Origin of the sequence: Stenotrophomonas lacuserhaii (genome assembly GCF_039674585.1) — a bacterium.
Lineage (GTDB): Bacteria > Pseudomonadota > Gammaproteobacteria > Xanthomonadales > Xanthomonadaceae > Stenotrophomonas > Stenotrophomonas pennii_A.
Genome location: NZ_JBDJNU010000051.1, coordinates 16,001 through 29,947, shown reverse-complemented (window position 1 = coordinate 29,947; position 13,947 = coordinate 16,001). Strand labels below are relative to the sequence as shown.

Here is a 13,947-nt window from a genome sequence, read left to right as displayed (position 1 = left end):
CGAGCGCGCAGCGCGGCGTGCATCGGGTATCAGGCATCGCGATGCCGGAACGGAAAGCCGCCGAGCATGGCTCGGCGCTACCAGGGCGCGCAGCGCGGCGTGCATCGGGTATCAGGCATCGCGATGCCGGAACGGAAAGCCGCCGAGCATGGCTCGGCGCTACCAGGGCGCGCAGCGCCCGGCGGTGTCAGGCATCAGTGCATCAACGCCGGTCGCGCTTCATCCATGCGCGCACGACCAAGGCGATCAGGCCCGTAAAGATCACCCACGAAATGACGTCGAACAGTCCGTCGCCGATCAATGCACTGACCAACCCGACCAAACTCGCCAGCGTGATCCAGGCCGGTGCGATGAAAGGGCTCTTCATGCCACCTCCTGCGTCTGCGCGCGTTCGATCTCGGCCACGCGGGTGGCGGTGCTGCCACGCTTGAACCACAGGTACAGGCCACTGACCAGTACCGCGATGGTCAGCAGATCGAGCAGGGCCCACAGGATCTTCAGCGGCAGCTTGCCGTAGTCACCAAAATGCAGCGGCTGGCTGAGCAGCAGCACGGTCATGTAGGTCGGCAGCTGCGGCTGCGCGGTCAGCGCGCCGGTGCTCGCATCGATCAACACCGGGCGATACAGGCGTTCGGTCAGCGGTGAATTGCCCTGCATGAACACGCCGAAATGATGATCCCCGCTATAGCCGGTGCCGGGGAAGCTGACGAAGGCCGGGCGCATCTCCGGTTCGGCGGCGCGCGCGGTATCCACCGCAGCCTGCAGCGAAGCCAGCTGGGTGGGCTTGGGCTGGCCGGCATACCGCGCGGCGAACTCACCCAGCTGCTGGGTTTGCCAGGCCTGTTCCAGCGGCTTGGCCAGGGTGTTGATGGCCCCGGTCAGGCCGACCACCAGCGCCCAGCCCAGCGTGACGATGCCGATCACGTTGTGCAGGTCCAGCCAGGCCAGCCGGCGGCTGCGACCGGTGCGCAGGGTGCCGAATCGCTGCTTGCGCATGAACGGGCCATACAGCACCAGCCCGGAGATGATCGCCACCACGAACAGCAGTCCCATCGCCCCCATGAACAGCAGGCCGGGCAGGCCGAGGAACAGGTCGGTGTGCAGGCGGTACAGGAAGTACATCACGCCTTCGTTGAACTGCGGTGCGGGCACCTGCTCTCCGCTGATGGTATTGAGCAGAACGGTCTGCATCTGCGCAGGCGGCGTATCGGTGCGGGCCCCGGTGTTGACGTACATCAGCGGGGCGTCCGGATCCCAGCCGACGAACAGCGGCACGTTGTCCGGGAAGTGCTGCAATGCCGTCTGCACCTGCGCGTCCAGGTCACGCAGCGTGGCGTCGGCGGGCGCGGCCGGCACTTCCGGGTCGGCGCCGGTGAGGTGCGCGATCTCGTGGCCGAACACCAGCGGCAGGCCGGTCAGGCACAGCAGCAGCAGGAACAGCGTGCAGACCAGGCTGGTCCATTTGTGGACCACGAACCAGGCTTTGATGGCAGAGCGTTGCATGCAGCGGGAATCCTCGGGCGACGGCTGGAGGGAACGGTGGATGGCGCGGATTATCCGCAAGCAGGGATGCAAATACAAATGATTCGCAGGCGCGAAGCCCATGACAGCGAAGCGTGCGACCTTGCCTGAGCGGGCAGCCTGAATCAGTGCGCTGCGCGCGTTCAGCACGGTCATCGCGGTGTCATGGCCGGATCACACGGCGGTCGCTGGCGCGGGGATAGCGTGGACCTGCCCGCCCCCGACGGAGACCTGCCATGTGGCTCATCAACCTCCTGCTTGCCACCCCCTCGTCGCCGCCCGCGTCGCCGGCTCCGCAGCCGTTGCCGGAAGCGCACGCGCGCCGGCTGACCCTCAAGCGCCCCGCGCGTGCCGGGCGCATGGCGATCTCACCGTGGCAGAAAGTCGCGATGCCGGCGCGCCGCAGCCGCCACTGATGGCCTATTCGCGGTCCGCCGGATGGTGCACTCCATCGTTCGTCGGCACCTCGCCGAGCGCGAACGGATTGATGCCTTCCAGGCAGGCCACGTTGTAGCCGAACTCGCGTGGATTCGAGCGTCGCCGGTGATGGGTGTAGATGCCGCAGAGGCCGCAGAACCAGTGTTCGGCCACATGCGTGTTGAACTGGTACAGGCGCAGCTGCTCGCCTCCGCGCACCACCTGCAGGCCCTCTTCGGCAACGCTGGCGGCGATGGCACCGCGTCGTCGGCACATCGAACAATCGCAGCGGCGCGGCTCGACGATGCCATGCGGCAGGTGCAGCCGCAGCTCGACCGCACCGCAGTGACAGGTGGCGGTGTGATGCTCTGATACCGGGATTCCGGCGACCGACATGATGCCCATGGGATCCTCCAGGGTGAGGCCCATATTGTGTAGCAGGCCCCATTGGCTGACGACCGTGGGTCCCGGTGGGTGACGACCGTTGGTCGTGGTGGGTGACGACCGTTGGTCGTCACGCTCTCTCCTCCCCCCAACCTGAACAGGCGCCCATTCCGCCAAAGCGCCAGCTGTGGCTAACTAGGCGGCCCATGGATGACGCGACAGGCCCGAAGTGAAGGCAGCAGGACGTTGGACGATCGCGATCATCATGCTGCTCGGCTCGCTGTGGGCGGGCGGACTGGTGTTCTACCAGGCACCCGTGCCTTGGCTGGGCGCGCTGCTGGCGCTGGCCTGGGTGCTCGCTGCCGGCTGGATGGCGCTGCGCCTCGCGCGCGGACGCGGCGGCCGGCGCATCGCATCGGCGTACGTGCTGGGCATGGCCTGCGCCGCCCTGTGGTGGACCGCGCTGAGCCCCAGCCAGGACCGCACCTGGGCCGACGACGTGGCCGAGCGCCTGCACGTGGTGTCGTTCGACGGGCACCACGTGGTGCTGGACAACGTGCGCGATTTCACCTGGCGCACCGAACAGGACTACGACGTGCGCTGGGTGCGGCGGGAGTACGACCTGCAGCAGTTGCGATCCGCCGACCTGGTGATGTCGTACTGGATGGGGCCGGCCATCGCCCACACGCTGGTGTCGTTCGGCTTCGCCGACGGCCGCCAGCTGGTGTTCTCGCTGGAAATCCGCAAGGAACGTGGCGAGTCGTTCTCCGCGCTGGGCGGCTTCTTCCGCAAATTCGAGATGACCCTGGTGGCGGCGGAGGAAACCGACATCATCCGCACGCGTACCAACGCACGCGGTGAGGATGTCTATCTGTACCGCCTGCACGGGCTGACGCAGGCACAGCTGCGCACGCTGTTCGCCGGCTACATCGACCAGGCGCGCAGCCTGGATGCCGCGCCGGCCTTCTACAACACGCTGACCAGCAACTGCACCACCATCGTGTTCGATCTCGCGCGCCACATCGCGCCCGGCCTGCCACTGGACTACCGCCTGCTGGCATCGGGCTACCTGGACGAGTACGCCTTCGACCAGGGCGCGCTGGCGCCGGGCTATCCGTTTGCCACGCTGAAGGCGCGTGCACGGATCACCGAGCGCGCGCTGCAGCCGCAGGCCCAGACTGATTTCTCCACCTGGATACGCCGCGGCGTTCCCGGTACCGCACAGGAAGACCAACCATGATGGCCACGGCATTCCCCCGCAACTGGCAGCGCAGCCTGCGCCTGCTGCTGGCGGCCACCGTGCTGCTGATCGGCAGTGGCTGCGCGATGGTGACGGTCAAGCAGGTCGCCAACACCGATTACCTGACCACCAAACGGTCCGACGTGCTGACCACCGGCAAGCTGAGCGCCGCTTCGCAGGAGACGCTCAGCGTGGTCGGCCTGGATGCGAGCCAGTGCGAGAAGGATCTGGTCGCCTGCCGCCGGACCCTGCTGGATACCGATGGCGTCAGCGCCGAACAGCGCATGTCCGCGTTGTCCGAGCTGTGGGTGCAGACCGCGCTTGCCCTCAGCCCCAAACCGAAGCACGCCGACAAGGAGCCGATGAGCGATGCGGCGGTGGATGCGTGGCTGGAAGCGGCCCGGTTTGCGTACGCGTACCTGTTCTTCAGCGGGCGCGCGCCGTCGGACCGTGCCTTCGAAGACCGCCAGACCCAGGTACGCGACTACTACAACTACGCCGCCGAGCAGACCGCGTCGGTGGTGTTCCGGCGCTCGCGCGCCTCCGCGCTGGAAGGGGAGGACTACAACGCCCCGGTGGCCGGTGAGCGCTGGACCATCACCTCCGACTACGACCGCCTGTCGATGCCCAGCATCCCGACCCGGCTGGTGTCTGCGGCCACGATCAGTTTCGTCGGCCTGCGCAGTACCTACCGTCGCGATGGCTTCGGCGCGGAGCTGGTGGTGGTGATGGACCCGCCAAAGTTGAGCACGCCGTTGCCGCAGGCCGATGCGCCGATCGATGGCGCGGCGGCGAAGCACAAGCATGAGGTGCCGCAGTACAGCGAGATGTCCTCGATCAATGCCACCGCGCTGCTGCGCTTCAAGGGCGATTCGTTGGACGAGGTGCTGCAGACCAGTCAGGTGCTGTTGGATGTGTATTCGCCCGAGGCCACCGAGCGCGTGGACCTGCATGGCCAGCAGGTACCGCTGGCGGGCAATTTCACCGCAGCGTATGGCTTGTGGCTGGCGCAGAGCGGATTCGCCACGCAGGCGCTGCGCACGCTGTTCGGCATGGCCGAAGGCATCAAGGAACCGCATATCTACCTGATGCAGCCGTGGGACCCGGACCGCCGCATCATCTTCATGCTGCACGGCCTGGGCAGCAGTCCCGAAGCCTGGGTGAACGTGGCCAACGAGATCATGGGTGAAGAGGAACTGCGCCGTGAGTTCCAGGTGTGGCAGGTGTACTACCCCACCAACGCCCCGATTGCCCTGAACCGCTATGAGATCTCGCGTGCGTTCAACAGCACGCTGAAGCACTTCGATCCGGGCGGGCAGTCGCGCGCGTCGAAGGACCAGGTATTCATCGGCCACAGCATGGGCGGCGTGCTCGGGCGGTTGATGCTCAGTTCGTCAGGCGATGTGCTGTGGAATGACCTGATGGCGCGCTATGACCTGAAGGGCGAGCGCCTGCAGCGGGTGAGGACCAAATTGGGGCCGTTGCTGCAGTTCCAGCCGCAGCCGAACGTGGAACGGGCGATCTTCATCGCCGCCCCGCATAAAGGAACCGACATCGCCGGTAACCGCGTGGGTCGCCTGATCGGCCGGCTGGTGCGGCTGCCGCTGACGATCCTGGGTTCGTTCGAAGATGCGTTCAACACCCTGCAGCAGGCCGATGCGCAGCGCGGCGGCAGCGAAAAGCTTCGCGTGCCCAACAGCATCGACAACCTGAAATCCAGCGATCCCTTCGTGATGGCGGCGGCCTCGCTGCCGATCCAGCCAGGACTGAAGTATCACTCGATCATCGCCCATCGCAAGCCGGACGTGCCGCTGCTGCAGTCCGATGATGGGCTGGTGCCGTACTGGAGTTCGCACCTGGACGGCGCGATTTCGGAGAAGGTGATCGTTTCCGGCCACAGCGTGCAGGAGACCCCGCAGGCGGTGCTGGAGATCCGCCGCATCCTGCGCGAGGACGTGGACGAGGTGGGCGCACGGCCCTGAGCTGGAATCCGGAGATAGGGTGGGTGACGACCGTTGGTCGTCACAGGGCCGCCATCAATCAACGGCGTGACGACCAACGGTCGTCACCCACCAGCAGCGTCACCCACCACCAGCGGCTGCGATCAGATGCGCCGCGCGACGACCGTCGCCAGCAACGCCAGCAGCAGGGTCACGGCGAAGCACAGCAGGTAGCCCAGCGTTTCGCGGCCATCGATGAAGGCGGCGAACAACGATCCCGACAACGCCAGCGTGGTCGCCACGCCGACCCCTTCGCTGAGCTGCAGGGCTGAACTGTTCGCGCCCTGTTCGTGCGGCGCCGACATCGACAACGTGAGCACCGACAGGCTGGGATAGATCAGGCCCATGCCCAGCCCGGTCAGTGACCAGCCTGCCAGCGCGAGCAACAGCGGCACCCCCTGCTGCAGGGTCAGCGAGGTCAGCAGCAGGCCGCCGCACATCATCCACGCGCCGGCCTGCAGCAGGTGCGCACGGGTCCAGCCATGGCGCTGGTGTCCCTGCATCCACGAGCCGGCGAACCAGCCCAGCGCGCCCATGCTCAACGCAGCTCCGGCCCACAGCGGCGACAGGTCACGTTCGCGCTGCAGCAGCAGCGGCAGGAACGCTTCGGCCGCGAAGAAGGCCGAAGCGGCGATACCGCGCATCGCGATCATGCTGGGCAGCCCGCGGCCCAGCCGCAGCGTACCGGCGGGCAGCAGGTGGCGGGCACAGGCCAGCAGCAGGACCAGGGCCACAGCCATCAGCACGACGGCGACGACACCCTGCTGTTGCCCCCCCAGGTACAGCAGCAGCGCGGCAAGCGCGGTGCCGACCGCCCATCGGACCACTGGGCGCGTCGCCCTGTCATTGCGTGGATCGTGCGCGCTGGCGCGCAGTGCGGGCAGCAGCAGCAGGGCCGCGGGCACGGCCAGCACCGGTACCGCCAGGAACACCCAGCGCCAGCCGACGTACTGCACGATCAGCCCGCTGATCGACGGCCCTATCAGGGAAGGGACCACCCAGCCGGCGGAGAACGCGGCGAAGACCTTCGGCCGCAGTGCATCTGGAAACGTGCGCGCCACCAGCACGTACAGCGAAACGGACACCGCGCCTATGCCCACGCCCTGCAGCAGTCGCCCGGCCACCAGCACGCCCATGCGCGGGGCCAAGCCGGCCACCACCAGGCCGGCCAGGAAGAAGCCCAGGCCAAACCACAGCGGGCGCGCGGGCCCTCGCTGGTCGCACAGGCGGCCGGCCACGCTCATGCCGATCACGCTGGTCGCCAGCGCACCACCGAAGGCCAGCGCGTACAGGCGCAGTCCATCCAGCGCCTGCGCCACGGTGGGCATGGCAGCGGCCACGGCCAGCGCTTCGAATGCGACCAGTGCGACCAGCGCGACCATGCCGAAGGTGGTGGCGCGGTAACGCGGGGAAAGGATGGAGGCATCATCCGGTGAAGCGATCGAAGCGGCGGGTGCGTTCATGCAGGCACTTGTATTGGCGAAGCGGAGGCGGCAGCATCACGCCTCAACCAAGGTTGAGGTCAAGTGATGGCAACGCGGGAGCTTAGTGTAGGCGAGGTGGCCAAGCGCAGCGGCGTGGCGGTGTCCGCGCTGCATTTCTACGAGCGCAAGGGACTGATCCGCAGCCTGCGCAACGCCGGCAACCAGCGCCGCTTCCCGCGCGAGGTGCTGCGGCGGCTGGCGGTGATCCGCGTGGCACAGCGCGTTGGCATGCCGCTGGAAGCGGTGGGCGCAGCGTTGGCCGAATTGCCCGAGGGGCGCACGCCGACCAAGGCCGAATGGGCGCGCATGTCGGCGCGCTGGCGCGGCGAGCTGGATGAACGCATCCATCTGCTGCAGTTCCTGCGTGACCAGCTCACTGGCTGCATCGGCTGCGGTTGCCTGTCGTTGAAACGCTGCCGGCTGGCCAACCCGGATGACATGCTGGGTGAGCAGGGCGACGGCCCGCAGCGCTGGGAATAGCGCGGCGTCGTACCGCCCCCGGTCGGCGCCGCTTGCCTCACCAGACGGTGAGTGTCTGCCCGCTCTGGATGCCTTCCACCGCGCGCTGGTACGCCAGTGCGACGCGGCGCGCCGGCGCCGGTTCAAAGCCGGGGAAATACGGCGCATAGGCGGCGGCCGATTCTTCCAGCACGGTCGGGCTGACGATGTTGATGCGCAGCCCGCGCGCGGCCAGTTCGAACGCTGCAGCGCGCACGAAGCCTTCCAGCCCGGCGTTGACCGCGGTGGCGTTGCTGCCGTCGCGGATCGGCTGGGCGCTGATGATGCCGCTGGTGAGGGTGATGGAGCCGCCCGCGCGCAGCTGGTGCTGGGCGGCCAGTGCCAGCCGCACCTGGCCGAGCAGCTTGTCCTGCAGGCCGCTGTCGAACTGTGCCGCGGTCATGTCCTGCAAAGGGCCGAAGTGGACCTGGCCGGTGGTGGCGATGACCGCGTCCAGCGGGCCGGTGGCGTCGAAAAGTGCCTGCACGCTGCGGTCGTCGGTGAGGTCGACCTGGTGCTGCCCACTGTGGCGACCCGCCGTCAGGATTTCATGCTGTTGTCCCAGGTGGGTGGCGACGGCTTGGCCGAGGGTGCCGGACGCGCCGACGATCAGGATCTTCATGCTGCTTCTCCGTTGGGGACACGCCCAGTCTGCTACCCGCTTGAGGTTTCGGTAAGTGGCGTAAGCGAGCGGGGCCGGACCGGTAGCGCCGAGCCACGCTCGGCGAGCGCGCAGCGCGGCATGACGGCCAGCGGCCGTCACTACTGTCGGGGGTTCAATCGTTGGCGGCGGACAGTTCGCGGCCACGTGCCTGGGCGGCGGCCAGTGCCTTCGCGACCAGGGCCTCGAAACCGCCAGCCTGGAAGGTTTCGATCGCCGCCTGCGTGGTGCCGCCCGGCGAGGTCACCCGGCGGCGCAGCTCGGCCGGTGCTTCGCCGGCTTCATCCAGCATCCGTGAGGCCCCCAGCAGGGTCTGCTGCACCAGCGTGCGCGCCGCCTCGGGTGGCAATCCCTGAGCAATCCCGGCCGCTTCCATCGCCTCGGCCAGCAGGAATACGTAGGCTGGGCCGCTGCCGGACACGGCAGTGACCGAATCCATCAGCGCTTCATCGTCCACCCATACGGTGCGGCCTGCGCTGGACAGCACCCGGTCGGCCTGCGCGCGCTGATCGGCGCTGACCTGGGTGGTGGCGAACAGCCCCGTGACTCCCGCACCCAGCAGGGCAGGGGTGTTGGGCATCGCACGCACGACGGCAATGTTGCCGCCCAGCCAGCGGTCGAGCTGGGCGCTGGTGATGCCGGCGGCGATGGAGACCAGCAGCGGTCGCCGATCTGCTGCCAACGGCTGCAGTGCGCCACACACATCACGCAGCACCTGCGGCTTCACCGCCAGTACCCAGGCGCGGGCCTGGGCAGCGGCCTCACCCGCGGTGGCGTACGTGGTGACCCCGAAGTCAGCAGCGAGCGCATCGCGAAGGGCGTCCACCGGCTCGGCGACATGGATGTCGGCGGCCGGGATGCCCTGGCGGACGAGTCCGGCGATCAGGCTGCGGGCCATGTTGCCGCCGCCGATGAAGGCGATGGAAGAACCGGTCATGCGGATGCTCCTTGAGTTCAAGCTGGACGGACGCGCGCGCCGAACAGCGCGGTGCCGATGCGGACCAGGGTGGCACCGGCGGCGATCGCCTCGGCGTAGTCGCTGCTCATGCCCATCGACAGCGTATCGGCCCGCGGATACCGGCTGTGCAGTTCCTGCTGCAGCGCGTGCATGCGGGCGAAGGCGGCGTGCCGTCGTGCAGGATCGGGCCACGGCGCCGGAATGGCCATCAGCCCACGGAGCTGCAGGGTGGGTTCGGCGGCGATGGCGGCGGCCAGCGTATCGACCTGCGCGGGCTGGCAGCCATGCTTGCTGCTTTCGTCGTCGATGTTGACCTGGATCAGCACGTTCAAGGGCGGCAGATCGGCCGGCCGATGGCGCGCCAGGGCGGCCACCAGCTTGCTCCGGTCCACGCTCTGCACCCAGTGGAAATGGCGTGCGACCGGCTCAGCCTTGTTCGACTGCAGGTGGCCGATCAGGTGCCATTCCAGCCCAAGGCCTTGCAGCGCCTCGATCTTGGCCAGGGCCTCCTGTACGTAATTCTCGCCGAAGGCGCGCTGGCCTTCGGCGGCCAACGCGGCGATCGCCGACGCCGGCTGGGTCTTTGACACGGCCAGCAGGGCGGGCACTGGCCGCCCGGCGGCCTGCGCCGCGTTCTGCAGGTTGCTCAGTATTCCGGGCAGGGGACTTTGCACGTGACGCGTTCCGGTCTGACAGGACGCTATACTGACGCCCGGGGAAAGATCCTTCCAGTCGAAGCCGTTATTGGGGAGTAGCCGCTCATGGATATCGCCGAGCTGTTGGCGTTTTCCGTAAAAAACAAAGCATCCGACCTGCACCTGTCCGCAGGCCTGCCGCCGATGATCCGCGTGGATGGTGACGTCCGCCGCATCAACATCCCGGCGCTGGACCACAAGCAGGTGCATGCGCTTGTCTACGACATCATGTCGGACAAGCAGCGTCGCGATTACGAAGAGTTCCTCGAGGTCGATTTCTCGTTCGAGATCCCCTCGCTCGCGCGCTTCCGTGTCAACGCCTTCAACCAGAACCGTGGCGCCGGTGCGGTGTTCCGTACCATTCCGTCCGAAGTGCTGACGCTGGAGGACCTGGCCTGCCCGCCGCTGTTCCGCGAGGTGATCCAGCAGCCGCAGGGCCTGATCCTGGTGACCGGCCCGACCGGTTCCGGCAAGTCGACCACGCTGGCGGCGATGATCGATTACATCAACAAGAACGAGTACGGGCACATCCTCACCGTCGAGGACCCGATCGAGTTCGTGCACACCTCGCAGAAGTGCCTGATCAACCAGCGCGAAGTGCACCGTGACACGCACGGCTTCAATGAAGCGCTGCGTTCGGCCCTGCGTGAAGATCCGGACATCATCCTGGTCGGCGAACTCCGCGACCTGGAAACCATCCGCCTGGCGCTGACCGCGGCGGAAACCGGCCACCTGGTGTTCGGCACGCTGCACACCAGTTCGGCGGCCAAGACCATCGACCGCATCATCGACGTGTTCCCGGCCGGCGAAAAGCCGATGGTGCGCTCGATGCTGTCCGAGTCGCTGCGCGCGGTGATCTCGCAGGCCCTGTTGAAGAAAGTGGGTGGCGGTCGTACCGCAGCCTGGGAAATCATGGTCGGCACCCCGGCCATCCGCAACCTGATCCGCGAGGACAAGGTGGCGCAGATGTATTCGGCCATCCAGACCGGCCAGCAGCACGGCATGATGACCCTGGACCAGCACCTGCAGGACCTGGTCAAGCGCAGCCTGATCACGCGCAACCAGGCCAAGGAGTACGCCAAGGACAAGCGCCTGTTCGAGTAAGGCAGGCGACGGCGGGCGGCGCGCGTCGGCTCGGCGCGCACCGCGGGCCGCCGTGCCGAGCCCCCGTCCCGTTTCCTGGAGTCTGCCGTGAACAGTGCCGCCACCAACACCATCGATTTCACTTCCTTCCTCAAGCTGATGGCGCACCAGCGCGCCTCGGACCTGTTCATCACCGCGGGCATGCCGCCGGCGATCAAGGTCAACGGCAAGATTTCGCCGATCACCCAGACCCCGCTGACGCCGCAGCAGAGCCGCGACCTGGTGCTGAACGTGATGACGCCGGCGCAGCGCGAGGAATTCGAAAAGACCCACGAATGCAACTTCGCCATCGGCCTGTCCGGTGTCGGTCGCTTCCGTGTCAGCTGCTTCTACCAGCGCAACCAGGTCGGCATGGTGCTGCGCCGGATCGAAACGCGCATCCCCACCGTGGATGAGCTGGCGCTGCCGCCGATCATCAAGACGCTGGCGATGACCAAGCGCGGCATCATCCTGTTCGTCGGCGCTACCGGCACCGGCAAGTCGACTTCGCTTGCGGCGATGATCGGCTACCGCAACCACAATTCGACCGGGCACATCATCACCATCGAAGATCCGATCGAGTTCGTGCACCGCCACGAGGGCTGCATCATCACCCAGCGTGAAGTCGGCATCGATACCGACAGCTGGGAAGCGGCGCTGAAGAACACCCTGCGCCAGGCTCCGGACGTGATCATGATCGGCGAGGTGCGTACCCGCGAAGGCATGGACCATGCCATCGCCTTCGCCGAAACCGGCCACCTGGTGCTGTGCACGCTGCATGCGAACAACGCCAACCAGGCGATGGACCGCATCATCAACTTCTTCCCGGAAGACCGCCGCAACCAGCTGCTGATGGATCTGTCGCTGAACATCAAGGGCGTGGTCGCGCAGCAGCTGATTCCTTCGCCCGATGGCCGTTCGCGCAAGGTGGCGATGGAGATCATGCTGGGTACTCCGCTGGTGCAGGATTACATCCGCGAAGGTGAAATCCACAAGCTGAAGGAAGTCATGAAGGAGTCCACCCAGCTGGGCATGAAGACCTTCGACCAGAGCCTGTTCGAGCTGTACCAGGCGGGCGAGATCAGCTATGAGGATGCGCTGCGCTATGCGGATTCGCAGAACGAAGTGCGCCTGAAGATCAAGCTGAGCCAGGGCGGCGACGCACGCACGCTGGCGCAGGGCCTGGACGGCGTGGAGATCTCCGAAGTCCGCTGAGCCCGGACGGGTGGATGCGGACCTGTAGGTGCGGACCTCGGTCCGCGCACGCGCGCAGCGCGGGTTCCCGCGCTCGCCGAGCATGCCGGCACCGGTTGGGTGCAGGAGTGGGACAAGCCGCGGCAGGTCTTGCGGACCGGCGATATCGTGTGGATTCCGCCCGGCGTGAAGCACTGGCACGGCGCGAAGGCGGACGTGGCGATGAGCCACATCGCCATCGCCGAGGCGGTGGATGGCAGCCCGGTGACCTGGCTGGAACAGGTCACCGACGCGCAGTACGAAGAACGGTAGTGACGGCCGCTGGCCGTCATCGTGCAATGCTGACGACCAGCGGTCGTCACTGCCCTCATTCCATCCCGAGTTTCTTCAGCTTGTAGCGCAGCGCGCGGAAGGTGATGCCCAGCTGCGCGGCGGTGCGGGTCTTGTTCCAGCGGTTCTCTTCCAGCGCGCGCTGGATCGCGGTGCGCTCCATCTGTTCGATGTAGGACGGCAGGGCGGCATTGCCCGCCGGCAGGTCGACCACCGCTTCCGCCGGCGGCGCGGCAGTGCTGCCAACGGAGCGGCCATTCGGTTGCGGCAGGCGCAGGTCGACCGCGCCGATGGTGTCTCCCTCGGCCAGCGCCAGTGCGCGCTCGAGGATGTTTTCCAGTTCGCGCACGTTGCCCGGGAAGCCGTATACGCTGAGCGCTTCCAGCGCCGACGGCGCCAGCAGGGGCACCGGGCAGCCGTGGGTGCGGGCCAGCCGGGCAAGGATCGCAGCGGCCAGTTCGGGCAGGTCCTGATGACGCTCGCGCAGCGGCGGAACACGCAGTTCGATCACGTTGATGCGGTAGTACAGGTCGTGCCGGAAGCGCCCTTCATCCACCAGCGTGGACAGGTCCTTGTGGGTCGCCGACAGGATGCGCACGTCCACGGCGATTTCCGCTGATGCACCCACCGGCCGCACCGATTTTTCCTGGATCGCACGCAGCAGCTTGACCTGCATCTGCAGCGGAAGTTCGGCCACCTCGTCCAGGAACAGGGTGCCGCCGTGCGCTGCCTGGAACAGGCCGGGCTTGTCGGCGTGGGCGCCGGTGAAGCTGCCTTTCTTGTGGCCGAAGAATTCGCTTTCCATCAGTTCCGACGGAATCGCGCCGCAGTTGACCGGGATGAACGGGCCGGCCGCGCGTGCGCCCTGCTCGTGGATGGTGCGCGCCACCAGTTCCTTGCCCACCCCGGATTCGCCCAGGATGTAGACCGGCGCCTGGCTGCGTGCGACCTTGCCCAGCGTGGCGCGCAGCGCATCCATCGCCGGTGATCCGCCGAGCAGGCGGCCCTGCTGTTCGGCCGGGGCGGCGACGGCAGGACGCTCGGTGTTGTTGAGTTCCAGCGCGTGCTTGACCAGTCCGCGCAGCACCGCGATGTCCACCGGCTTGCTGACGAAATCGAACGCGCCGGCCTTCAGCGCTTCCACGGCCAGGTCCATGCTGCCGAAGGCGGTGATCATCGCTACCGGCGTGCGCGGATAGTTCTGGGCGATCTCGGTGACCAGTTCGATGCCGTTGCCATCGGGCAGCCGCATGTCGGTGATGCAGAGATCGTACGGATTGCTGGCCAGCAGCTCACGTGCTTCGGCGAGATTGGCGGCGGTGTTGATGCGCAGGCCCATCCGGCCCAGGGTCAGCACCAGCAGTTCGCGGATGTCGCGCTCGTCATCGACGACCAGTGCGCTACGGGTTTCGTTCATGGTTGAGAAGATAGCGGAGGGGGGCG

14 protein-coding genes and 1 pseudogene are annotated in these 13,947 nt (G+C 67.2%); 7 read left to right on the top strand and 8 right to left on the bottom strand.

The window, feature by feature from the left end; all coding sequences use genetic code 11:
• Positions 1–202: 202 nt before the first annotated feature.
• Together ABE522_RS15760 and ABE522_RS15755 are read right to left on the bottom strand one after the other, a co-directional pair.
• Positions 203–367 carry a hypothetical protein gene (locus tag ABE522_RS15760; protein WP_346592509.1) on the bottom strand — a complete coding sequence of 55 codons (165 nt, stop codon included), beginning with the start codon at positions 365–367 and terminating at the stop codon, positions 203–205.
• A complete protein-coding gene (locus ABE522_RS15755) occupies positions 364–1,503 on the bottom strand; it encodes a PepSY-associated TM helix domain-containing protein (protein WP_346592508.1) in 1,140 nt (379 codons plus the stop codon). Before ABE522_RS15755 ends, ABE522_RS15760 begins: the two co-directional genes overlap by 4 nt.
• Before the next feature lie 254 nt (positions 1,504–1,757).
• On the opposite strand from ABE522_RS15755, the gene ABE522_RS15750 reads away from it, so the two are divergent.
• Positions 1,758–1,937: a hypothetical protein gene (locus tag ABE522_RS15750; protein WP_346592507.1), complete on the top strand. Its 180-nt coding sequence runs from the start codon at positions 1,758–1,760 to the stop codon at positions 1,935–1,937.
• A gap of 4 nt (positions 1,938–1,941) precedes the next feature.
• Here the strand turns inward: ABE522_RS15750 and ABE522_RS15745 are convergent, their stop codons facing one another.
• Entirely contained in the window at positions 1,942–2,343 is a 402-nt protein-coding gene (locus ABE522_RS15745) for a GFA family protein (protein ID WP_346592506.1), read from the bottom strand.
• Positions 2,344–2,587: 244 nt separating this feature from the next.
• Between ABE522_RS15745 and ABE522_RS15740 the strand changes: the two genes are divergently transcribed.
• The gene (locus tag ABE522_RS15740) at positions 2,588–3,562 is read left to right on the top strand and encodes an Lnb N-terminal periplasmic domain-containing protein (protein WP_346592512.1); all 975 of its coding nucleotides are present in this window, start codon (positions 2,588–2,590) and stop codon (positions 3,560–3,562) included.
• A complete protein-coding gene (locus ABE522_RS15735) occupies positions 3,562–5,544 on the top strand; it encodes an esterase/lipase family protein (protein ID WP_346592511.1) in 1,983 nt (660 codons plus the stop codon). Before ABE522_RS15740 ends, ABE522_RS15735 begins: the two co-directional genes overlap by 1 nt.
• A gap of 122 nt (positions 5,545–5,666) precedes the next feature.
• Here the strand turns inward: ABE522_RS15735 and ABE522_RS15730 are convergent, their stop codons facing one another.
• Positions 5,667–7,025 (bottom strand): MFS transporter, encoded by a 1,359-nt coding sequence (locus ABE522_RS15730; RefSeq protein ID WP_346592505.1) that lies wholly within the window; start codon positions 7,023–7,025, stop codon positions 5,667–5,669.
• A gap of 66 nt (positions 7,026–7,091) precedes the next feature.
• Here ABE522_RS15730 and soxR point away from each other — a divergent pair, with 66 nt between their 5' ends.
• Positions 7,092–7,526: a redox-sensitive transcriptional activator SoxR gene (soxR, locus tag ABE522_RS15725; protein ID WP_346592504.1), complete on the top strand. Its 435-nt coding sequence runs from the start codon at positions 7,092–7,094 to the stop codon at positions 7,524–7,526.
• A 37-nt stretch (positions 7,527–7,563) separates the two neighbouring features.
• On the opposite strand, the gene ABE522_RS15720 is transcribed toward soxR, so the two are convergent.
• From ABE522_RS15720 to ABE522_RS15710, 3 genes are all read right to left on the bottom strand, one after another.
• Positions 7,564–8,166: a short chain dehydrogenase gene (locus tag ABE522_RS15720; protein ID WP_346592503.1), complete on the bottom strand. Its 603-nt coding sequence runs from the start codon at positions 8,164–8,166 to the stop codon at positions 7,564–7,566.
• Positions 8,167–8,320: 154 nt separating this feature from the next.
• A complete protein-coding gene (proC, locus tag ABE522_RS15715; RefSeq protein ID WP_346592502.1) occupies positions 8,321–9,142 on the bottom strand; it encodes a pyrroline-5-carboxylate reductase in 822 nt (273 codons plus the stop codon).
• A 17-nt stretch (positions 9,143–9,159) separates the two neighbouring features.
• On the bottom strand, positions 9,160–9,837 hold the full coding sequence (locus tag ABE522_RS15710) for a YggS family pyridoxal phosphate-dependent enzyme (RefSeq protein ID WP_406846377.1): 678 nt from the start codon (positions 9,835–9,837) through the stop codon (positions 9,160–9,162).
• Between the two features lie 87 nt (positions 9,838–9,924).
• Between ABE522_RS15710 and ABE522_RS15705 the strand changes: the two genes are divergently transcribed.
• From ABE522_RS15705 to ABE522_RS15695, 3 genes and pseudogenes are all read left to right on the top strand, one after another.
• A complete protein-coding gene (locus ABE522_RS15705) occupies positions 9,925–10,962 on the top strand; it encodes a type IV pilus twitching motility protein PilT (protein ID WP_042613426.1) in 1,038 nt (345 codons plus the stop codon).
• An 87-nt stretch (positions 10,963–11,049) separates the two neighbouring features.
• Positions 11,050–12,195, top strand: coding sequence for a PilT/PilU family type 4a pilus ATPase (locus ABE522_RS15700; protein ID WP_080335115.1), 1,146 nt, complete (start codon positions 11,050–11,052; stop codon positions 12,193–12,195).
• Positions 12,196–12,486: pseudogene (locus ABE522_RS15695) on the top strand (cupin domain-containing protein); the annotation flags it as partial.
• A 55-nt stretch (positions 12,487–12,541) separates the two neighbouring features.
• Here ABE522_RS15695 and ABE522_RS15690 read toward each other — a convergent pair.
• A complete protein-coding gene (locus ABE522_RS15690) occupies positions 12,542–13,921 on the bottom strand; it encodes a sigma-54-dependent transcriptional regulator (RefSeq protein WP_346592501.1) in 1,380 nt (459 codons plus the stop codon).
• Positions 13,922–13,947: the final 26 nt, after the last annotated feature.